At 68.4% G+C, this 20,683-nt stretch carries 14 protein-coding genes and 2 pseudogenes; 11 read left to right on the top strand and 5 right to left on the bottom strand.

Features of this window, described 5'->3' with window-relative positions:
• The first annotated feature begins 16 nt into the window (after nucleotides 1-16).
• The 3 genes from EKO23_RS15815 to EKO23_RS15825 all read left to right on the top strand — a co-directional run bounded on the left by EKO23_RS15815 (nucleotide 17) and on the right by EKO23_RS15825 (nucleotide 4,022).
• Nucleotides 17-1,288: a PucR family transcriptional regulator gene (locus EKO23_RS15815; RefSeq protein ID WP_134718998.1), complete on the top strand. Its 1,272-nt coding sequence runs from the start codon at nucleotides 17-19 to the stop codon at nucleotides 1,286-1,288.
• A 941-nt stretch (nucleotides 1,289-2,229) separates the two neighbouring features.
• The gene (locus tag EKO23_RS15820; RefSeq protein WP_134719000.1) at nucleotides 2,230-2,625 is read left to right on the top strand and encodes a VOC family protein; all 396 of its coding nucleotides are present in this window, start codon (nucleotides 2,230-2,232) and stop codon (nucleotides 2,623-2,625) included.
• A gap of 470 nt (nucleotides 2,626-3,095) precedes the next feature.
• Complete coding sequence (locus tag EKO23_RS15825) at nucleotides 3,096-4,022, top strand: slipin family protein (RefSeq protein ID WP_175582705.1); 927 nt, start codon at nucleotides 3,096-3,098, stop codon at nucleotides 4,020-4,022.
• A gap of 1,794 nt (nucleotides 4,023-5,816) precedes the next feature.
• On the opposite strand, the gene EKO23_RS15830 is transcribed toward EKO23_RS15825, so the two are convergent.
• Both EKO23_RS15830 and EKO23_RS25360 read right to left on the bottom strand, forming a co-directional pair.
• Nucleotides 5,817-6,164 (bottom strand): hypothetical protein, encoded by a 348-nt coding sequence (locus EKO23_RS15830; RefSeq protein WP_134719002.1) that lies wholly within the window; start codon nucleotides 6,162-6,164, stop codon nucleotides 5,817-5,819.
• A 449-nt stretch (nucleotides 6,165-6,613) separates the two neighbouring features.
• Nucleotides 6,614-6,865: a hypothetical protein gene (locus EKO23_RS25360; protein ID WP_167880504.1), complete on the bottom strand. Its 252-nt coding sequence runs from the start codon at nucleotides 6,863-6,865 to the stop codon at nucleotides 6,614-6,616.
• A 118-nt stretch (nucleotides 6,866-6,983) separates the two neighbouring features.
• Here EKO23_RS25360 and aceE point away from each other — a divergent pair, with 118 nt between their 5' ends.
• The 4 genes from aceE (at nucleotide 6,984) to EKO23_RS15855 (ending at nucleotide 13,537) form a co-directional block, all read left to right on the top strand.
• Nucleotides 6,984-9,692, top strand: a complete 2,709-nt coding sequence (gene aceE, locus EKO23_RS15835) for a pyruvate dehydrogenase (acetyl-transferring), homodimeric type (protein ID WP_246051114.1) — start codon at nucleotides 6,984-6,986, stop codon at nucleotides 9,690-9,692.
• A gap of 10 nt (nucleotides 9,693-9,702) precedes the next feature.
• Nucleotides 9,703-10,065, top strand: coding sequence for a carboxymuconolactone decarboxylase family protein (locus tag EKO23_RS15840; protein WP_134719004.1), 363 nt, complete (start codon nucleotides 9,703-9,705; stop codon nucleotides 10,063-10,065).
• A gap of 1 nt (nucleotide 10,066) precedes the next feature.
• A complete protein-coding gene (locus tag EKO23_RS15845; protein ID WP_134719006.1) occupies nucleotides 10,067-11,074 on the top strand; it encodes a type I glyceraldehyde-3-phosphate dehydrogenase in 1,008 nt (335 codons plus the stop codon).
• Nucleotides 11,075-12,454: 1,380 nt separating this feature from the next.
• A complete protein-coding gene (locus EKO23_RS15855; RefSeq protein ID WP_246051115.1) occupies nucleotides 12,455-13,537 on the top strand; it encodes a tellurite resistance/C4-dicarboxylate transporter family protein in 1,083 nt (360 codons plus the stop codon).
• Here EKO23_RS15855 and EKO23_RS15860 read toward each other — a convergent pair.
• Genes EKO23_RS15860 through EKO23_RS15870 form a run of 3 tightly spaced genes read right to left on the bottom strand, consistent with a single transcriptional unit; the run spans nucleotide 13,527 to nucleotide 18,036 of the window.
• The gene (locus tag EKO23_RS15860; protein WP_134719008.1) at nucleotides 13,527-16,253 is read right to left on the bottom strand and encodes a multicopper oxidase domain-containing protein; all 2,727 of its coding nucleotides are present in this window, start codon (nucleotides 16,251-16,253) and stop codon (nucleotides 13,527-13,529) included. The genes EKO23_RS15855 and EKO23_RS15860 overlap by 11 nt on opposite strands.
• The gene (locus EKO23_RS15865; protein WP_246051116.1) at nucleotides 16,250-17,428 is read right to left on the bottom strand and encodes a hypothetical protein; all 1,179 of its coding nucleotides are present in this window, start codon (nucleotides 17,426-17,428) and stop codon (nucleotides 16,250-16,252) included. Before EKO23_RS15865 ends, EKO23_RS15860 begins: the two co-directional genes overlap by 4 nt.
• Entirely contained in the window at nucleotides 17,425-18,036 is a 612-nt protein-coding gene (locus tag EKO23_RS15870; protein ID WP_246051117.1) for a helix-turn-helix transcriptional regulator, read from the bottom strand. The genes EKO23_RS15865 and EKO23_RS15870 overlap by 4 nt, the downstream gene beginning before the upstream one ends.
• 167 nt (nucleotides 18,037-18,203) lie before the next feature.
• On the opposite strand from EKO23_RS15870, the pseudogene EKO23_RS26720 reads away from it, so the two are divergent.
• From EKO23_RS26720 to EKO23_RS15885, 4 genes and pseudogenes are all read left to right on the top strand, one after another.
• Nucleotides 18,204-18,614: pseudogene (locus tag EKO23_RS26720) on the top strand (hemerythrin domain-containing protein); the annotation flags it as partial.
• Nucleotides 18,615-18,695: 81 nt separating this feature from the next.
• Complete coding sequence (locus tag EKO23_RS26725; protein WP_425464404.1) at nucleotides 18,696-19,007, top strand: DUF2249 domain-containing protein; 312 nt, start codon at nucleotides 18,696-18,698, stop codon at nucleotides 19,005-19,007.
• A gap of 73 nt (nucleotides 19,008-19,080) precedes the next feature.
• Complete coding sequence (locus EKO23_RS15880; protein ID WP_246051118.1) at nucleotides 19,081-20,352, top strand: nitrate/nitrite transporter; 1,272 nt, start codon at nucleotides 19,081-19,083, stop codon at nucleotides 20,350-20,352.
• Between the two features lie 120 nt (nucleotides 20,353-20,472).
• Nucleotides 20,473-20,683: pseudogene (locus tag EKO23_RS15885) on the top strand (molybdopterin-dependent oxidoreductase); the annotation flags it as partial.

Consider the following 20,683-nt stretch of genomic DNA (forward strand, 5'->3'; position numbering starts at 1 on the left):
AAGGTGAGGGGACGGGATGCGCGTGACCGAACAAGACGGACCGATCAGCGGCCCGCAAGCCGGAACCAACGTCGAACCTCCGGCCGGCGACGAGTCCTGGCTGCTTCGGGCTGCCGAGCAGGCCAGTAACGATGCCGGCGGGGTCTCGGGCGAGTTCCTCGGAGATTACCTGCCGATGCTCGCTGCCGCGGCCACGCTCGGCCAGTTCCCAGTCCGGGCGCAGATTGAAGCCGTACGCGTCCAGGGCCGCCGCGCGTCCGAACAAGGAGTCTCGGTGGGTCAAGGAATCGACCTCTACCTGTCGGCAGCCCGACGGGTATGGAGCGAGCTCCCCGCAATCATCCGAGAACGCGACAACAAGGCAGTGCGGGCAGCAGCCTCGGCAGTCCTGCAGGTCGTGGACGACGCGGTTGCGTCCTTTGCGGAAGGTCATGCCGAAGCGGGCCGTGAGATGGTCCGGCGCGAGGAAACCCTCCGGCGAGAGCTGGTAGAGGATCTGCTGCGGGGCGACGCGCATCTGAGTGAGCTCGTGGGGCGGGCTGAGCCCTTTGGACTGGATCTGACTCGCGCACATCAGGTCGCGCTTGCTCAACCGGGACAGCGGCTGTCCTCGATCGCGGCCGCCACGAGCGCTCTTGAGCGGGTGGTGCTGGATCGATTTGGCGATCGGGATGTCCTCGTAGCGACGAAGGACGGTCTGGTGGTGGTCCTGGCTCTCGCGGCGGCGACCGGGGCGCCGGGGACCTCCGACGGCCTGGGCACAACGGGTGACCTCGGCAAGCTTGTCTATCGTGAACTCAGCCGACTGAAGCGCGGTTCGCCTTGGCGAGTAGCGGTGGGACGAGCCCATCCCGGCGCGTACGGGATTGCCCGCTCATACGAAGAGGCGCGTGAGGGCCTGACCATGGCGATGCGGATGCAACTGGACACGCCCATCGTCGAAACCAGGGATCTGTTGACGTATCGGGTGCTCTCCCGGGATCAGCCGGCACTCGTTGACCTCGTGGAGTCCGTCCTCCACCCGCTCCACCAGGCACGTGGCGGGGCCGAACCACTCGTGGCGACCCTGGCAACTTACTTTGACTGTGGCTGCGTCGCGACCACAGCGGCGGCCCGCCTCCATCTCTCGGTGCGCGCGGTGACCTATCGACTCGACCGGGTCAAGACCCTGACCGGGTTTGATCCGATGGATCCGGCGCATAGGTTCACTCTGCACGCAGCCGTGCTCGGAGCGAAGCTGCTCGGGTGGCCAGAGCGTTCCTCCTCGAGCCCGAGTGCCGGTCCGTAGCGCCACTCCAGGCAGCTGGGTCCGCGGGCGGGGCGAGGGCGCGGCCCTGTCAACGGAGCCGCTAGGCCGTGCGGGCACCAGGAAAGGTTGCCGATTACCGGCAACGATGGGGATCCGACCTGGCTTGTGCCGGGCACTGCCGAATGAGGCAGGGGCGAGCAATGTGGAGGCACTCGAAGGGAGTCTCCGATGAGACCTGGGCGCGCTCCGGTAACCGACGCCACCGCCGGTATGAGGCATGCGCGCGCCGCAGGCCGTGCGGTATCTCACCGGCTTCAGCGGAGACTAGGGCCCTGTCCGCAAGTGAGGCAACCGGCGTCCACAGGGCTCTGGGCGCTGCGGCCCTGGCCGGGCACACTTGTCGACAGGCGGTGGCCGCGGTCGTCCCAGCCCGGGGCCCACCCGCGAGCTGGTGACATGACCTTGAAGTTCGCCCGCTCGGCGCCGCCCCGTCGGACCGTGCCGCTGTACCTGCGCCAGAACGGACGCCCCGGTGACGGCGGACACCCCACCAGAGTCGGACTCGCCGTAACACCCAAGAGGACCTGGGGCCGCACCGTCGTGCTGATCCTCTCCACCGACAACAAGCTGATTGGGCTAGGCGTAGGACGGGCGCCGCGCGCCGCGCGCCGACGAACTGCCAGCCGAGGGGTTCACCACGCTCACCTAGGTCTCCACCGGGGGCGTTCCAGGTCGGTGCGTCGACGTTGCCGTTCATCTGCAACGTCTACGGCTCGCGTAAGGCGCCAGTGCTCGAGGCGGACCACGGTGGGCTGGGTCGCTTGCTGGAGTAGGCCACCAGCCTGCCGCTCGCCGCGACACGGCTTCCACTCGATCGCGGAGATCCGCTCGGAGTCGCCCGCGCTCGACCTGCGCCACCCGGCAGCCGTCCGCTCCATCGCGGCAGTTGAGGAACGAAGCCCATGAACCGGGCTTGTCGAGTGACGTCTTCGGTGATCTTCGTGTCACGACTCCAGCGTTCGGTGGAGTACTACCGTGACGTCTTCTCTTGCGAGGTGGCTATCCACGATGGCGATGCCGCGCTGTTGCTCGCCCCCGGAGGCTTTCAGATTTATCTGATCGGACGGGGAGCTCGGACCCCACACCCCTCGGCCGGCATTGGTTTGCAGTTCCTGATCTGGACTGTCCGCACCGCAGCCGAATTGGAGGAGGTGGAAGCGGCCATCGAAGAATGCGGCGGCCGCACCGATAGCTATGTGAGCGGTGGTGTCACCTTCGTCGCAAGCCGCGACCCGGATGGGATCCGGGTATTGGTTGCACACCCCAGTCCCGAGACGCTCCCTCGATCCGTTGTGGGTGCGCGGCTCTACAACTGAGCCCGCTGGCGGTGGGCCCGTCTGCGCAATTGCGCGTGCGGATACGCGCGTTCAAAGCCCACTTGATCCAGGGCGTCGGCCAGCCCCACGCTCGCTCGCTGCCTTTCCGCGGGCCTGCGGAAGCTACGCCATCCTGGTGCCGCCCGGTCGTGGTCACGGCAGTCCCTCCTTGGGTCGACGCCACGCGTCCAAGGTCGGTGCCTTGCGGTCACCGGCCAGGGGGACCGGAGATGTCTGCGGTCGGCACCTCGCTCGGCCCGATCGGAGCGCGCGGCCCGTGAGGCGTTGCTTGCCGGAGCCCGGCAGTCCCCGGCGCATAAGAGTCGCCGACGAATGACATGGGTCGCCGCCGCCTTGGATCGGAATACTTGCGACCACAGGCCCGTCTGGAGGCATGAGAGTCCGCACCGACGCGGGCGGACATACGACTCCACCCGGCCGCGACGCAGGCGAGCGGAACGGAGAGCGGAATGAACTTCTGGGTCCTAACAATGGGCACCGTTGCGGTACTGGCGATCGCCTCTCTCGCGGCCAGCGTGCGAATCGTCAAGCAGTACGAGCGAGGCGTCGTCTACCGGTTCGGTCGGGTGCGTCCCGAAATACTCCGCCCCGGTCTGACCTTCCTGGTCCCCGGGGTCGACCGGCTTGAGAAGGTCAACATGCAGATCATCACCCTGCCCGTCCCCGCTCAGGACGGGATCACCCGCGACAACATCACCGTTCGCGTGGATGCCGTGGTCTACTTCAGCGTGCTGGATGCCCGTCGTGCAGCGGTGGACGTCCAGGACTACCTGGCCGCCATTGGGCAAGTCGCGCAAACCTCCCTTAGGTCGATCATTGGCAAGAGCGACCTCGACGACCTCCTCTGTGATCGTGAACAGCTCAACCAGGGGATGAGCCTCATGCTCGACAGCCCGGCTCTGGACTGGGGCGTCCACATTGAACGAGTGGAAATCAAGGACGTGTCGCTACCCGACGCGATGAAACGGTCGATGTCCCGTCAAGCAGAGGCCGAACGCGAACGGCGCGCGCGGATTATCACCGCGGACGGCGAGCTGCAAGCCTCGCAGAAACTCGCCGAAGCCGCAGAAGTGATGACCGAGCACCCCGCAGCTTTGCAACTACGGCTCCTCCAGACAGTGGTCGAGGTGGCAGCCGAACGCAACTCCACCTTGGTGCTTCCCTTCCCCGTAGAGCTCCTGCGCTTTCTGGAAGGCAGAACACCAGCCATCCCCCCGCCGCTCGCACCAGAACCCCGGCAGTCCTCGTCTGACCAAACCGCCCAGGACCCGAGCAGTCCGCCAGCGCTTCCAGAGCGCGTGACCCGGCCGCCCGAATCGTTCGTGACGGCAAGCCCCGGCTCATCGCTGGGCTTCATGCCAGGACAGTGCGGATGAGCTGCGCCGCCAAGCATCTCTCGGCCAAGGGCGCCGCAGCTTGATCGCGGGTTTGACGGGCAGCCGGGTCGCCTGCGCGGTTGCGAGCTCGCGGACCTTGGCTGGGCCGTGCGCCATGCGCCGTGCGGCGGCGCCTGGGTCCGGCCGCCGGGTGTGTCCCGAGGCCGCCGGCGACCTCAGGACACGCGGGCGTGTGTCGAAGCCCAGAAACCCTTGCAGGGTTCCCCCTCGGCACGGGAGCACCCGCCTTGGCATCGCGGGGCGTGAGGGTCGGGGTCGGGCATCAGCGCCGGCAAGAGCGTGAGGTTGCCGGGCACCGGCAGGAGCCATGCAACCAAGCTGGCCGATGGCGGCCAATGCCCGTCACGGTGGACCCAACGAGACTGAATGAACCGAGGCAAGCCGACAGCACCAAACGGTGCGAACCTTCCGATGTGTGCTCCCCCCCAAGCGGGCAGTGCCGACTGTCCGATAGGAGAGTTGCTGATGACCGCCCTACCCGTTCCTGGGGTCGCCGCCCGCCCGGACGTACCGCGGATCGCTGGCGTGTCCGCTGGCCAGTTGCCACCTGACGTTCAGAATGCGCCGATGAGGCCGGAAACCAGTGACACGCCCCGGTCGCCTGCGGGAGCGGAGCCAGACGTCGAGGCGCCCACCACCGGGGCGCCACCCGTGCCGGGGGCGGACGTACCCAGCCCGGACTGGGACATCGTCGACGAATGGGGTGCGCAGTCCTTCCCCGCGAGTGACCCACCAGCCAACTGGTGACCGTCGCCTGAGTCTTGCCACACCGATCTATGCCACCGGGCTCTGCTCGTGACCCGTGCCCCAAGGAAGGCCTGACACCACGGCCGGCGACGTTGCTCCAGGTCGGCAACCACGGACCCGATGTTGTGACCGACGGACGACCTAGTTGGCGCCACCGCCGGCAACCAGACTGGAGACACCAACCCAGGAGCGTCGTCGCCCTCCGCGCGGGTCGCCGAGGTGTCCTCGCAACCGACCGTCGACCCCGGCACCCCACGGATGGAGTCGAACCCATGAGAGACTCACCGACCACCGCGCCGCTGGCGCGCCGGCCCCTCCGCGCTTACGCAGTCGCGGGGGGTATGTTGCGGGTCCCACCGGCCCTGAGCGGTGGGACCCGCGTTCCCCACGAGTACGGGGCGCCGAGAGCAGAACATCCACTGGCTCCATCATCCCTACCAAGGATTCGCGGTACGTCTCCGGCGAGCTCATCGAGGCCGCCCGCCAGCAGCTGCTTGAGCAGCGACGGGCTCCGCGTCCAGCAGCCGGCGCAACTCGAGACCGCCGCACCGCACCGGGCCGCCGACGTCGCGCGGGCCGAGATCCACCGGACCCTGCGAACGTCGGCGCAGACAGTGCTCGGCAACATCGGCACCGCTCTGGACGGCATCAGCAGTGGACAGTACGGACGCTGCTTGGAGTCCGGGGACGGGCTGTCGCCAAGCGGCTCAGCGCGCTTCCGATGGCCCCCCAGGCGGAGGTGCGTGCCAACGGGCGCAGGACATGCGTGTGCACCTGACGCCCGAGCCGAGCCAGAAGCCATGAGCGCCGACGAGACGCAGGAGTCGCTGGAAATCCTGGCCGCCGCGCGGCACGGCCGGCAGCGTTCAGGTAGTGATGCAGGTCGGCCAATGCTCCGACCGGTGAGATGGTTTGGAAAGCCATGACTTGCGTCCTTGATGAAGCGGAACGGCGCGCACGTCGCCGATGCAAGGCGCGCGAGAGAGTAGGCCGTCGGTGGCCGTGTTGATCTGGTGAGAACTGTCGTCAGAGACTGACGGGCGGGGCGCGGTCGACGCTGCGACGCAGGACGTCGAGGCCACGGATGCCGCGTGCTTCCTTGCTCAGCTCAAGAGCCAGGAGCGCGGCGCCGGAGATGACGTGCGGGGGCGTGTGTGAGGGCTCGGCCGACACTGCCACCGTCCCTAGCCACTGCCCGGTCATGCCGGTGACCATAGCAGCGGCTGGGAAGGGCGCAAGGGGTTCCGGCATGCGGGTTGTGAAGCCCAGCGTTGTCTGCTGAGCCCGCCGCTCCGGGCGCCACAGGCGCATAGACCGGTCGCCTTCGCCCTGCTCGCCCGGGTGGCCGTTCATCCGGTCGGTGCGCCAGTCCAACAACGGCCTCCGCCATCAGATCGAGCGTGACCGGGCGGCACGATCCACGCGGTGGGACGAGTTCTCAGGGATCGCGACAGCTTCTGGCACCGCAGCCCTGCTGCCACGCCCACCTCCTTCGCAGGTGCGCAGGGGTCTTCGTTGCCGGACCACAGCAACCGCCGTGGACCCTTCTCGACCGGTCCGAGCCCTGCAAGCGGGACGGCTGACTCGAAACCATCTAAGTGTGGATTCGCGCGGTGACCCCGCCGCACGAATCTCGACGGCAGGCAGCACGCCAGACCTACCGCAGGAATCATCGCGACACCACGTCAACTGAGACGCGCAACCGGCGTCCTCCACGACGAGGTGACAGCGGGAGACGTGTTGGCGCCGACTACGGCCACCGAGGACTTGCCCCAGGAGAGGGCTCAGTCGCTCCCATACCGGGCAGGAGGAGCCAACAGATGTCACTCACGGGCCAGATGATCTGGTTCATCTTCATGGCCACTGCGACGACCGCCATTCTCACGGTCGGGACGCTCGGCGCCGCCGGCCTCTTCACCCGTGACGAGCGAGCAGCGCGGCATGCTCGCCGGGCGGCGCAGCGCCGTCAGCGCGAAGCCAACAAGAGGGCCGGTGGGAGCCGCGGAGACCGTCTCGTCCCTCGCCGCCGCTGAACGGATCGACTCCGAGGTCGGCTGGTTGCCGACCCGCGGCATTCAAGGTGAACCTTCTTGGCCGGGCGGACCCCTGCACAGCAGGCGTTTAGGAACGACAAGATCGCATATGCGCGAGCAACCATCCAATGCCACCATCGGTACCGTCATGCCGCGGGGCATGACCAGCCAGCTCCTCGACTCTGACGCATCGGAGACCATGGAGTGGCTGGAGTCTCTCGATGCGGTGATCGACCATGCGGGCCGAACCCGAGCGCATTACCTGATGCTCAGGATGCTGAATCGGGCCCGCGAACAGCAGGTGGGCGTGCCCGGTGTTGGCACGACTGACTACATCAACACGATTCCGCCGGATTCGGAGCCGCCGTTCCCCGGGGACGAGGACCTCGAGCGCCGCATCCGTGCCTACATCCGGTGGAACGCGGCGATCATGGTCCATCGAGCCCAACGCCCAGGCGTCGAGGTAGGTGGACACATCTCCACCTACGCCTCGGCCGCTGCGCTATACGAAGTGGGCTTCAACCACTTCTTCCGTGGCAGGGACCACCCCGGTGGCGGTGACCAGGTCTACTTCCAGGGACACGCCTCGCCCGGCATTTATGCCCGCGCTTTCCTCGAGGGACGCCTCGGTGAGAGTCAGCTCGACCGGTTCAGGCAGGAGGTCTCCCAGCACGGTGCTGGCGCCGGCCTTCCGTCCTATCCGCACCCACGGCGGATGCCGGACTTCTGGGAATTCCCGACCGTCTCGATGGGCCTCACCCCGCTCAACGCCATCTACCAGGCGCGGTTCAACCGCTATCTGCTCAACCGGGGGATCAAGGACACCAGCCAGCAGCGTGTCTGGGCCTTTCTCGGCGACGGCGAGATGGACGAGCCCGAGTCGCTCGGTGCGATCGGCGTCGCGGCGCGGGACGGGCTGGACAACCTCACCTTCGTCGTCAATTGCAACCTGCAGCGCCTCGACGGTCCGGTCCGAGGGAACGGGAAGGTGATCCAGGAGCTGGAGGCCTTCTTCGGTGGTGCCGGTTGGAACGTCATCAAGGTCGTCTGGGGTCGCGAATGGGATCCCCTCCTCGCAAACGACCATGAGGGCGCCCTGATCGACCTCATGAACACCACGCCCGACGGGGATTTCCAGACCTTCAAGGCCGAATCCGGCGCATTCGTACGCGATCATTTCTTCGGCCGCGACCCGCGCACCGAAGCCATGGTCCAGGACCTGACCGACGAGCAGATACGGGGACTCAAACGCGGCGGACACGACTACCGGAAGCTGTACGCCGCCTACCGATCGGCAACCGAGCACCGGGGTCAACCCACGGTCATCCTCGCCAAGACCGTCAAGGGATGGACGTTGGGATCCCACTTCGAGGGGCGCAACTCCACCCACCAGATGAAGAAGCTCACCCTCGACGACCTCAAGGAATTTCGGGACCGCCTGCACCTCGACATCCCTGACTCCCGTCTGGACGCGACGCTACCGCCCTACTACCGGCCCGCCGACGGGTCGCCCGAGAAGGACTACCTCCGCGACCGGCGGCTAGCTCTCGGGGGATACCTGCCCGCGCGTCGCGTGGAAAGCCCACGACTCAACCTTCCGGATGACACGGCTTATGCCGTCTCCCGACGAGGAACTGGCAAGCAGAAGGTCGCCACGACGATGGCCTTCGTGCGCCTGCTCAAGGAACTGATGAACGACCGGGCGATGGGCCACCGGTTCGTGCCGATCATCCCGGACGAGGCGCGCACGTTCGGGCTCGACTCCCTGTTCCCCTCGAAGAAGATCTACTCCCCGCTGGGGCAGACGTACCTGTCGGTGGACCGGGACCTGCTGCTGAGCTACCAGGAGGACATCAAGGGAGTCCTGCTGCACGAGGGCATCACCGAAGCGGGCTCTGCGGCGTCGTGGGCAGCGGCCGGAACCTCCTACGCCACGCACGGCGAGCCGATGATCCCGCTCTACATCTTCTACTCCATGTTCGGGTTCCAGCGCACCGGAGACGAGTTCTGGGCTGCCGCCGACCAGATGACACGGGGCTTCCTGCTGGGGGCCACCGCGGGACGCACCACCCTCAACGGTGAGGGCCTCCAACACCAGGACGGGCACTCGCTGCTACTCGCCTTGACGAACCCGGCGTGCCTGTCCTACGACGCCGCCTACGCCTTCGAACTCGGCCACATCGTCGCTGAGGCCCTGCGGCGCATGTACGGCGAACCCCGCGCGGGTGAGGACCCGAACGTCTTCTACTACCTCACTCTTTACAACGAGCCGATCGTTCAACCCGCACAGCCGGCAGACGTCGACATTGAAGGCATCCTGGCCGGGATGCACCGGTACTCCCCCGCCCAGGCGGGGGACGGGCCGAACGCACAGATCCTGGCCTCCGGGATCGCGGTGCCATGGGCGCTGGAGGCACAGGAGCGCCTGCTGCGCGAATGGTCCGTGAACGCCGATGTGTGGTCGGTGACCTCCTGGACCCAGCTACGCCGCGACGCGTTGGCCGCGGACGAGTGGAATCGCCTGCACCCCGACCGGCCACCGAAAGACGCCTACGTCACCAGCCGACTCCGCAATGCGCCGGGCCCAGTCGTGGCGGTCTCGGACTGGATGCGAGCGGTCCCAGATCAGATCGCCCCATTCGTACCAGGTACCTGGTCCTCCCTCGGCACCGACGGATTCGGCCTCTCCGACACCCGCGGCGCCCTACGTCAGCACTTCGGAGTCGACGCGTCCGCAATCGTCCTTCGCGTGCTCGAGCAACTGGTGACCGGCGACGCCCTGGACGGATCCGCCCTCAGCCAGGCGCAACGGACCTACCGACCGACCCACACACCTGAGGCGTCAATCGACCACGAGGCCAGCCCATAGGAGAACACCCATGACTGACACCCTCCATCACCCAGCCGCTCCCCACGTCGGCACGTATGACCGCAACCTCGCCACCCCGACGCGCAGCGCGTTGGAGGAAGTCGGACGGGCGATGTTCACCGGGGGCGCCTTGCCAAACAAGACCAAGCAGCTGATCGCCGTTGCCGTAGCCCATGTCACACAATGTCCCGACTGCATCGACGGACACACGGAGCTGGCGGGTCGAGCGGGAGCCACTCCCCAAGAGATGACGGAGGCGATCTGGGTCGCTACGGAGATCCACGCCGGTGGCACGTTCGCGCACCCAACACCAGCTGCGCCCTCCCAACCGAACTCGACCAGGCGCTGTCCTCAACACGACTGGAGCCACTGACATGAACAAAGTGGCCATCAACGGCCTCGGCCGGATCGGGCGGGCGGCGCTCAAGCTCCTCGTGGAGTCCGACGACCTCGACCTGGTAGCCGTGAACGATCTCGCCGATGCCGAGAACCTGGCTTACCTGTTGAACTTCGACACCGTCTATGGCCGCTACCGCAGCGTCGTCCGCAGTGAAGGCAACACTCTGGTGGTCGACGGTCGGCGGATCCCGGTCTTCTCAGAAGCCGATCCGGCGGACCTGCCGTGGCGGAAACTCGAGGTCGATGTCGCACTCGAGTGCACCGGCGAGTTCAGGCACGAGAAGGACCTCGCCAAGCACATAACCGCCGGCGCCTCCTTCGTGCTTCTCTCCGCCCCAACCACCAGCGACGGACGGATCCCGACAATCGTCCACGGCGTCAACGCTGTCAACGAGGCGTGCATGATCTCCTGCGCCAGCTGCACCACCAACTGCATCGCGCCGTTGATGGAGGTCGCGCGTCGACGACTTGGAGCCGAGCGCGCGGTCATGACCACCGTGCACGCCTACACTGCTCACCAGCACATGGTGGACGGACCCAGCAGAAGCTTCCGCCAGGGTCGGGCCGGGGCCGCCAACCTGGTGCCGACGTCGACCGGCGCCGCACAGGCCATCGTCCAGGCCATCCCGGAGCTCGCCGGTCGCTTCGATGGCATCGCCATCCGCGTGCCGATCCCGGTCGGATCCATCGCCGACGTCGTCTTTTCCACCGGCCACCCGAGAACGGCCGCACAGGTGAACGACGTGTTCCGCCAAGAAGCCGAGTCTGCCAGGTACGCCGGCATCCTGGGAGTCTCTGAAAGCCCCCTCGTCTCTGCCGACATTATCGGCGACCCACGCGCCGCGATCGTCGACCTCGATCTCACCCGAGTCGTGGACGGAAGCCTGGTCAAGGTCATGGCCTGGTACGACAACGAATGGGGATTCACCAATCAGATGATCCGCGAGGTTCGCGCGATCCTCGGTCTGGCGCGTCGACGCTGAGTCCCCGCCGCGGCAATGTCGGCACGCGTACGTAGCCGTCAACCCCCGGCTTGCTGCACATCCGGCGATTCGACCACTCGAGGGCATCTGGCAAGACGTCGTCCCCCTCGACCGTCGCAACGCCTCCGTTGACTGCGTAGTGCGTCGCATGGCGCGCGCGCCGGTCAGCGCTGACTCCGGGTTCGCTCTACTGGGGTGTTTCCCTATGCGCGGACAGCGCCTGTCGTCACGCTGCCGGGGGATGTCGTATCCAAGTGAGTCGACCGATGCCCAGTGGGAACTGCTCGAGCCGTGTTCAACGCACCCGGAAAGCGCGGCCGCAAACACGGCGATGACTTGCGGGGCGTGGTGGAGGCGATGATGTACATCGCCCAGACCGGGTGCCGGTGCCGAAACCCTCAGCCTCGTTCGGGCCGTGGACGCTGGCCCGGTCACAGTTCCGCCGCTGGGTCACCCAACGAAAACATGGGCGCGAGCGCCGACGGTGCTGCACGTGGCCCCACGCCACGGCGGACGGCCGGGCCGAGGCGACGCGGTCGAAGATCGCGATCGACGCCCAGCTGGGCCGTGGTGCCCCGAACGGCGCAGCCCTGGCTGCCAAGGAGAAGCCCCCCGACGCCCAGCCGCGAGAAGACCATGAAAGCCATCCACACGTTGCGTCAGCTCGTCAGAGTTCAACGACTCGAATACCCAGGTGTGACGTCATGGGAAACTCTCGCACGTGCCAGGCTGCGGTTTGTCGATTCCAGCGGCCTGGGGTGACTAGACGGCATGGAGTGACCGGACTGCTGCATGACTGCGTCAGCAGCTGTCATCCGCTCGCGCAGCAGACCCGTCCCGTAGCGATCGAGTTAGGGAAAGCTCTGCGGAGCAGGCGTCCAGCGACTGGCACCACACCCGTCGGCGGAGTGACTACAGCTCGGAGTGCACAGTTACATTCAGCACTGAGGAGATCCCATGCAGAATGAGTCGCTGACGGCACTTGTGCGTCACCATCTTTAGACGGCCTCGACTTCGTCCAGCGGTCCCAGCGCTCAAACGATCTATGGGGGCCACGAACGTGCGCTGCGCCAAACGCTCGTCGCCCTCCGGGCAGGGAGCGACCTCGACGAGCACGAAAGCCCTGGCGAAGCCACCCTTCAGGTTCTCCACGGTCGCGTCACTTTGGTGGCCGGGGAGAATCGATGGAACGGATCACCCGGTGATCTGATCGTCATCCCCGTCTTCAGTCTCGCCGGCCAGGTGGGCTTCTCGGTGATTTCCGAGGACGCCACATGACTGGGATGAACGCACGTCTCGCGGTCGTTCGTCTCACAGGTCGGGACTAGTGCGGAGCGGAATCCCGAATCAGCGGGCACCCCTGCGTGCGAAACTCCGAGCGTGGCTGAAGGACTCCGTGACCGCGTCGGCCGGGCTGTCGAGGGGCTGACACCTGGCTACTTCGCGCTCGTGATGGCCACGGGAATCCTGTCCGTCGGGATGCACCTGGAGCGCTTCGACATCCTGTCCGCAGTGCTGTTAGGCGTGTGCTGCTCAGCGTTCGTTGTGTTGTTGGCGTTGACTGGCTGGCGGCTGGTCGCCTACCGGAGTGCGGTGGTCGAGGACTTCACCGATCCGCGGAGGGGGTTTGGGTTCTTCACGTTCGTGGCCGGCACCAATGTGCTCGGTGTCCGACTGGGGATTGCTGGTTTCTACGAGGCGACCGCGGTGTTGCTCGTGCTCGCGGGTGTCGCCTGGCTGGCTCTCGGCTACGTGGTGCCGTGGACCGCCGTGCTGGGTCGCCAAGAACGCCCCGTGCTGGCTACCGCGAACGGCACCTGGTTCATCTGGGTGGTGGCCAGCCAGTCCGTCGCGGTGGCGGCGGCCACCATCGAGCCGGTTTTCGACCCGGTGCGACGCGAGCTCGCGGTGCTGGCGATCATGTCGTGGTCGGTCGGAGTGTTCCTGTACGGCGCGACCGGGATACTGGTCGCGCTGCGGCTGATGCTCTACGAGTTCGGCCCCGAGGAGCTGACCCCGCCGTACTGGGTCTCGATGGGCGCGCTGGCTATCACCGTGCTCGCCGGCGCCCGGATCGTGGAGATGGCCGATGCGCCGATGGTCGCGGTCACTCGGGACCTGATCGCGGGACTGGCCGTGGTGTTCTGGGCGTTCGCGACCTGGTTGATTCCGGTGCTGGTCGCGGCGGGCTGGTGGCGTCACGTCCGGCGCCGGGTGCCGCTGCGGTATGAGGCGACGCTGTGGAGCATCATATTTCCGCTCGGCATGTACGCCGTTGCCGGGATCTACCTGGGCCGGGCCGACCACTTGCCGGTGGTGGAGGCAGTGGGACGCGCCGAGCTCTGGGTGGCGTTCCCTGCGTGCGTCCTGGTCTTCGCGATCATGCTTGTGCATTTGTTCCGAACCGTCATCGCTCCCACCGGCCCGCACCTGCCTCCGCTTGAGACCACGGTCAAGGGGTGACCCGGAACAGCCCGTGCGCGCCGCGTTCGGCGTCGATCATCAGGTGCGAGACGAACGGGTAGTCGGCGGGTTCGGGGAAGGTGAGCTCGACGAACCCTCCTTGGGCGGCCTGCAGTCCGAGGCTCTGGGCCCCGCCGTGCCCGCGTCGCAGGAGGTAGGTGCCCTCGGCGTAGGTGGTGTCGAACTGGCCGCCGACCACGTGGAACGAGGTTGGCCGGTTGGGGCCGGCGTCGAGGACCCACACCCGGATCCGTTCCCCGACCCGCGCGGTCAGGGGGGTGTGGTCGTACTGGTTGGCGTAGCCGTTGAACACGACCAGGTCTGGGTCCTCGGCGGCGAGCTTGGTGACGTCGACCTCCCCGCCCTGGTTGCCGAGGTACAGCTCGGACTGCACCAGGAGGTAGCTGCGATCCACTCGAGGCAGGTGTGGTGGCTCGATGACGACCGCGCCGAAGAGGCCGTTGGCGATGTGGGCCGACATGGGCATGGTGGAGCAGTGGTACATCCACACTCCGGCGCGGGTGGCGCGGAATCGGTAGGTCAGGGACTGACCGGGTGCGAGGGTGCGCATCGGGCGCTGCGGGGCGAGTGCTCCGGCGTGGAAGTCGATGGAGTGGCCGATCGACCCGTCGTTGGTCATGGTGATCTCGAACCGGTCCCCGACCCGCCCGTGCAGCACCGGACCCGGGGCGGTGCCGCCGTAGGTCCACAGTCGTTGGGTGACCCCCGGGGCGACCTCGCGTACGACGTCTCGGACCACGAACGTACGCCGGTGCACACGACTTCTCGACACCGACGGTAACGGCGGCAAGGAAGCGTCGCGCGCCGTCCAACCCGGCGATGGATCGGCCATCAGATCCAGGTTGTCCGTAGCCGGAATGGGCTCGGTCTGGTCGGTCTCGTCGGTCTCGTCGGTCTCGGCGGGGGACGGGTCGCTGTCGTTCCCGCCTGGCCCGTGCTGGTGGTCGACATGACCTCCGGAGGACCCGGCCGCCGTGGCAGGTGCGTTGACGGTGCCGGTGACGTGGACGGTGAGGACCATGCCCATCTGCTTGTGGCCGATGACCGAGCACCAGCCGTCGAGGTCGCGGCCGACAACTCCGACCTCGATGCGTGCGGTCTGGCCGGGGGAGAGTCGGCCGCTGTTGGCGCCGGTCTCGATGACGAGGTCGTGCACGTCCTCCTCGTCGGTGTTGGTGAGCACGATCACCAGTCGGTTGCCGGCCGGCACCGAAATGGTGGCCGGGGTGAACCGCATGTCGTGGGCCTCGACCTCGACGGTGGTGGTCTCGCCGGTTGCGGTGACACCGGCCGCGGCCGAGGCGGTGTTGCCGCCGATTGCGGCCGGGTCGACTGCGACGCCAGCGGCCACCGCCATGACCACGAGGGAGAGTCCGGTCGCGGCGAGGCCGGAGATCTGGCCAGCAGGCCGGCCGGACGGAACTCGCGGGCCCTCTCGGGCACTCGTCGGGTGCGCCTTCGCGGAACGCGAGGCCCGCACGGCGAGAAGCAGCAACGGCAGCGTGGAGGCGAGGGCGACCAGGACGAGGATCGAGGCGAGCACCCGGACAGTGCTGGGCACCGGCAGTGCGCACAGCAGCAGGCCGGCGTTGGTCACCACCAGCCGCAGCGGGGCACCGCGGTCCAGGACCGCGTTCGCCGCCCGGACCGGCGTGGGCCCTCCACCGAGGGCTACCGGGACCAGGTACGACAAGGCGCCGAGGAGCACCTGGGCAGTGAAGCCCGCGGCCAGGAACGGCGTCAGCCAGCTGAACACCTCATGGACACGAGGCCAGGAGGACGCGGCGCCGATGCCCGCACCGAGGGTGATCAGGGTGACGACCAGCCAGGCCAGCCCGGCCAGGACCGACCAGGCCGGGAACTCGGTGGGCGGTTTGCGGCACAGGGCGTCGACGAACGCTGGCGCGGTGAGCAGCAGCCCGGTCACGTATCCGGCGATCCCGATCGCGGCGAGTGGACGCAGGCCCGCGGACGCGCCGCCCGCGGTCACCAGCACCGAGCAGACCAGCACCGGGAGCGCCCGGGCCGCGGCTCGCTCGGCGCCCGCGGCGATCCGGGTGCGCAGCATGGTCGGCCACAGGGTGACCAGCGTGCCGACCACGGTGAGACCGACCCAGCCGAGCAGGTTCACCGCCGCGTGCGCGACGACCAGACGGGTGTGCCAGGGATCGGCGAGGCCACGCGCGAGCGCGGTGCCCAGGCCGGCGCCGACGGGCAGGAAGCAGGCTGCGGCCACGTAGTAGCGCACCGAGGGTCCGAACCGGGCCGGCAGGGCCGCACGCAGCTGACGCAGGATCGTCCAGCCGTGCCACAGGACCGCGGAGCCGACCGCGGTCGCGCCGAGCAGAGTCAGGGGCCAGACATCGTAGGGGACGCCGACTACCACGAGGGTGACGCCACCGTTGAGCAGCAACAGCCGCCGGTTCTGGCCGCGGCGGTCCTCGTCGGCCGAATGCAGCAGCGCGTCGGTGAAGTACCGGCTCCAGACCAGGATGGCGTGGCTGACCGCCCCGAGCATGAGCAGATGGATCATCAGCCAGCGTGGCGCCGGCACGAACGGATGCACGAGTGCGACCACGACCGTGGCCGCCAACCACACCAGCACCGGCAGGTCGCGCAGCGGCCAGAAGCCACGGCTGCCCTGCCTGCTCACGACCGCCTGCTCAACACGGGCCTGCTCACGAGGGCTGCTCATGCCGGGCTCCGGGTGCCGCGGACCGCGCATCCTACCGCGACGGCAACGAACGACAGCACGGCCACGATGTTGAGGACGCCGCCGGTGACCCAGGCGCCGTGGCTGCCGAGGGCGTCGCCCACCCACAGCCGCAACGCCAAGGAGCCGTGCAGGAGCACGGCCGGGGCGATGAGGGCCGGGTGGTAGGGCAGAGGCCGGCGCAGCACCGCCGGCAGGATCACCGGAGCGTGGGCCATGATCATCGACAGCGCGAACCCGAGGAACACCGCGTGCAGCACCGCGTCGTAGCGCACGCCCTCGGTCGCCGGACCGCCGAGCATCCAGATGCCACCGGCGACGCCGAGCCAGCAGTACCCAGCCAGCATGCAGCCGGCCATGTAGCGGGGGAGCCCTCCCTTGTGGCCCGAGTTGTGGCTCGGGGCGTGGATGGTGCGCCGGGCGACATCGTGGGCGGCGAGCCATCCGGTCAGGACGAGCATTGCCGCTCCGAGCAGAGCCGTGCCCGGCCGCGGCCACAGCAATGCGGCCACGATCCCGGCCAGCAGCCCGGAAGCGAGGAGCACCAGCGTGGTGCCAGCCGAAGGGCCCATCGCGATCCGGGCGAGCTCGAGCCGCTCACCGGCGATGGTCAGCACGACGAACCCGACCAGCCACGGCGCCAGGACCGGCACGTCGGTCCCACCAAGCCACAGCACGGCGGCACCGAGGGCGAGCACCGCTCCCAGGGCCTGGACCAGGACCGCGTCGTCGCGCTGTCGACGCCACAGCGGCAGGTACAGGCCGACCAGCGCGGCGGCACCGGCCGCGAGCAGACCTCGGCCGACCACGAGCGGTGCCGGCGAGAGCAGCACCAAGGCGCTCAGGCCGAGCAGCGCCGGGGCGACGAAGCCGGGGCGGCGACGCAAGGCAACGGCTCGTTCGAGCGCGATCAGGGTGCCCACGAATCCCAGGACCATGAGCATGCCGTGCACCTCGGGCAGCCGGTCAACGCGCACCGGGGCAGGTAGGTCAAGGAGGATCAGGGCGGCGTCCAGACCGGCCAGCAGGGCGATCCCGGCGGGAGCCAGCAACGCGACCCGGGGCACCAGCGACGCCTGAACGCGGGGAGCGTGGCCGGCGCTGAGGTCGCTACCAGGGCCCTTGGGGCTGGGCTGGCGGGTGGTGGTGGTACTCATCGGGTGCGCCGCATCAGGTGCAGGCGGCAGGCGCCGGGCTCCGCGAACGGCAGCAGCTCGGTGCCGTCGGGGTCCGCGCCGTACTCCTCGAGTGCGCCTTGGGCGAGCCCGAGGTGCACGCCGCAGACGACATCGGGGTACTGGTGGGCCGCCTCCAGCAACGGGCAACGGGTCAGCCGAACAACCGAGCTGCGGGCGTCGGCCTGGGGAGCGAACCCGACCTCGTCGAGCAGGGAGACCACCTCCCGCCTGGCCGCGACCGCACTCGGTGCCGGCCCGGCGCCGCGCTCGCGTGCGAGCTCATGCCCCCACTCCCGTCCGGCGGCGACCGCGTCCTCGCTCGGTGATGCGCTGGTCCGGTGAATCGCCGCTGCCAGCGCCGCGGCGAGCCCGGCGTACTCAGGCGCGGCGGCCGCGTCGCTGCCGGCGGCCTCATAGAGCCAGGCGGGCCGTCCGCGCCCAGCCGGCGCCGCGGGGTGGCGGTGCGCGAGGCCCTGGCGCACCAACGCGTCGAGGTGTTCGCGGACCGTGTTGGCATGCAGGCCGGAGATAGCCACCAGCGCCGCGAGGGTCGTCGGCTCGGCCTGCGCCCGGAGGGTCTCCAGCAACGCCGCCCGCGACCTGGACAGTGGCGCGCGAGCCCGGCCAGCGCTCGGACGGGGACCGTAACCCGACGTCATCCGCGAGGGAATTGAGGGCCCATTATTTTCCACGGAGCAGAGTGTAATAAAATCAGGGTCGACGTGCCAAAGCAGCCACTCAAGGAGACCGCAGAATGTCCGAACTCGTCATCGCCTCGAACGAGGCAGACGCCCACGCCGCCGAGGCGGTCAAGCAGCACCACGCCGCACTGGCCGGCGCCCTGAACCTGCACACCGAGGCACTGTTCACGACCGCCTCCGGACGCGACCCTGCCGCAGCCGAGCAGGCTCGCCGCGACCTGGTGGGCTGGTGCGAGCGCGAACTGATACCGCACGCGCTGGCCGAGGAGCAGGCGCTGTACCCGGCCGCGCAGGCAACCATCGAAGGACGCCTTCTTATCGAAGCGATGCTCGGCGAGCACGACGTCATCACTGGACTGCTGCGCGAAGTGGCGGACTCGGCGGACCTGCTGCGAGCCGCCGGGTCGGCCGCGGCGCTGCGTGCGGTCTTCGACTCCCACCTGACCAAGGAGAACGACCTGGTGGTGCCGCTGCTGGCCGCGACCCCCGGCGTCTCGCTGCATGACCTGCTCGGTGGCATGCACCAGCTGCTCGGCCACCGAGACCTGACCGAGGCCGAAGAGAGGGCCGAGGCCGGCACCGGGTGCGGTGGCCACGCCTGCTCGTGCGGTGAGGTCGACGGTCCTGGGTATCCCGAACTGGACGTGCGCGCGGTCCCACACGCGATCCGGCACGCGACGATCTTCGGCGCGTTGGAGTCCGTCCAGCCGGGCGCCGGCCTGGAGCTCGTCGCGCCCCATGACCCGCTGCCGCTGCTCGACCAGATCAACCAGCGCTGGCCAGGAGCCTTCGCGGTGGCCTACCGCGAGCGCGGCCCCGAGGCATGGCGACTCACCCTGGAGCGCACCGATGCGTGAGACTCAAACCATTGGCAACACGAGCAACATCCGTAAGAGTGGAAACCACGACGAGCTCGGGAGGACGACGATCATGACGGCACCGATGGAGGAATCGACGCCCACCGACGGTCGTACCCGCGAGACTGTCGGCTCGCCGTGGCTGATGCTGGCCATGGCGACCCTCGGGTTCGCCGTCAACTTCTGGGCCTGGGCACTGATCAGCCCGCTCGGCCCCTTGTTCCGCGAGAAGGGCACCCTCGGGACTCTGAGCGAGTCCGACGTCGCACTCATGGTGGCCGTGCCCGTCATCGTTGGCTCGCTGGGCCGGATCATGGTCGGTGCCCTGACCGATCGGTACGGCGGCCGGGTGATGTTCCCGATCGTCTCGGGCGTCACCATCGTCCCGATCCTGTTCATCGCCTTCTTCGCCCTCGACTCCTACGCGCTGCTGCTGGTCGGTGGGTTCTTCCTCGGCATCGCCGGAACCGCGTTTGCCGTCGGGGTGCCGTTCGTGAACGCCTGGTTCCCCCCGGAGCGCCGTGGTCTCGCGATCGGCATCTTCGGCGCGGGCATGGGCGGGACCGCGATCAGCGCCCTGACCACCGTGAAGCTCTTCACCAACGTGGGCTCCAGGGCGCCGTTCCTGATCACCGCTGCCGTGCTCGCGGTCTACGCGATCGCCGCCTGGCTCATCCTGCGCGATGCGCCGGGCCGCACGGTCCCGACCACGCCACTGTTGACCCGGCTCTCGGCCAACGCCCGGCTTCCGATCACCTGGCAGGCATGTGCGCTCTACGCGGTGGCGTTCGGCGGATATGTGGCGTTCTCGGTGTACTTGCCGGCCTACCTCAAGACCGACTACGCGCTCACGCCGGCCGACGCCGCGAACCGGATGGCCGGCTTCGTGGTGGTCGCGGTGATCATGCGCCCGGTCGGGGGATGGCTCTCTGACCGGATCGGCCCGATCCCGGTCCTGGCCGGCGGGTTCGCCGTCGTGGCGGTGGGGGCGGGGGTCGCCGCGACCCACCCCCTGCTCGAGCACGTCGGGACCGTCGCGTTCCTGGCCATGGCCGCCGCCCTCGGGTCTGGCAGCGGCGCCACGTTTGCGCTGATCGCGAAGGTCACCGACCCCTCCCGGGTTGGCGGGGTGACCGGTCTGGTGGGCGCCGCGGGCGGGCTCGGTGGGTTCGTGCCGCCGCTGATCATGGGCTACGTCTACGGCCGCACCGACTCCTACGCGATCGGCCTCTGGCTGCTGTCGGTGACGGCGGTGCTGACCTTGGTCTTGACCCTGACCGTGGTACGACGGACTGAACGCGCGCACGACGCCGCCGCACCGGAAAAGACGCCAGCGTCTCGGTAACGTCCATCGAAGACCCTCCATCCCCGACGTCAGGATGAACCAGTGAGCACAGAGGTCCAGCCCGAAGGACAACAGGACGGGCACCAGGACGGGCACCAGAACGGGCACCGGGTGGTCGGCCTGGACGGAGGGATCAGCGACGCCCTGGTGCGGACCCGACGCTTCTTCACCAAGGGCACGGTCTCCGACGACCTGCGGACGCTGAGCAAGAAGGGTGGCCGCCAGGCCGATGACTTCTACCGGGATCGGTGGAGCCACGACAAGGTGGTGCGCTCCACCCACGGCGTCAACTGCACCGGGTCCTGCTCGTGGAAGGTCTACGTCAAGGACG

Origin of the sequence: Nocardioides guangzhouensis (assembly GCF_004519545.1) — a bacterium.
In the GTDB taxonomy this organism is placed as follows: domain Bacteria; phylum Actinomycetota; class Actinomycetes; order Propionibacteriales; family Nocardioidaceae; genus Nocardioides; species Nocardioides guangzhouensis.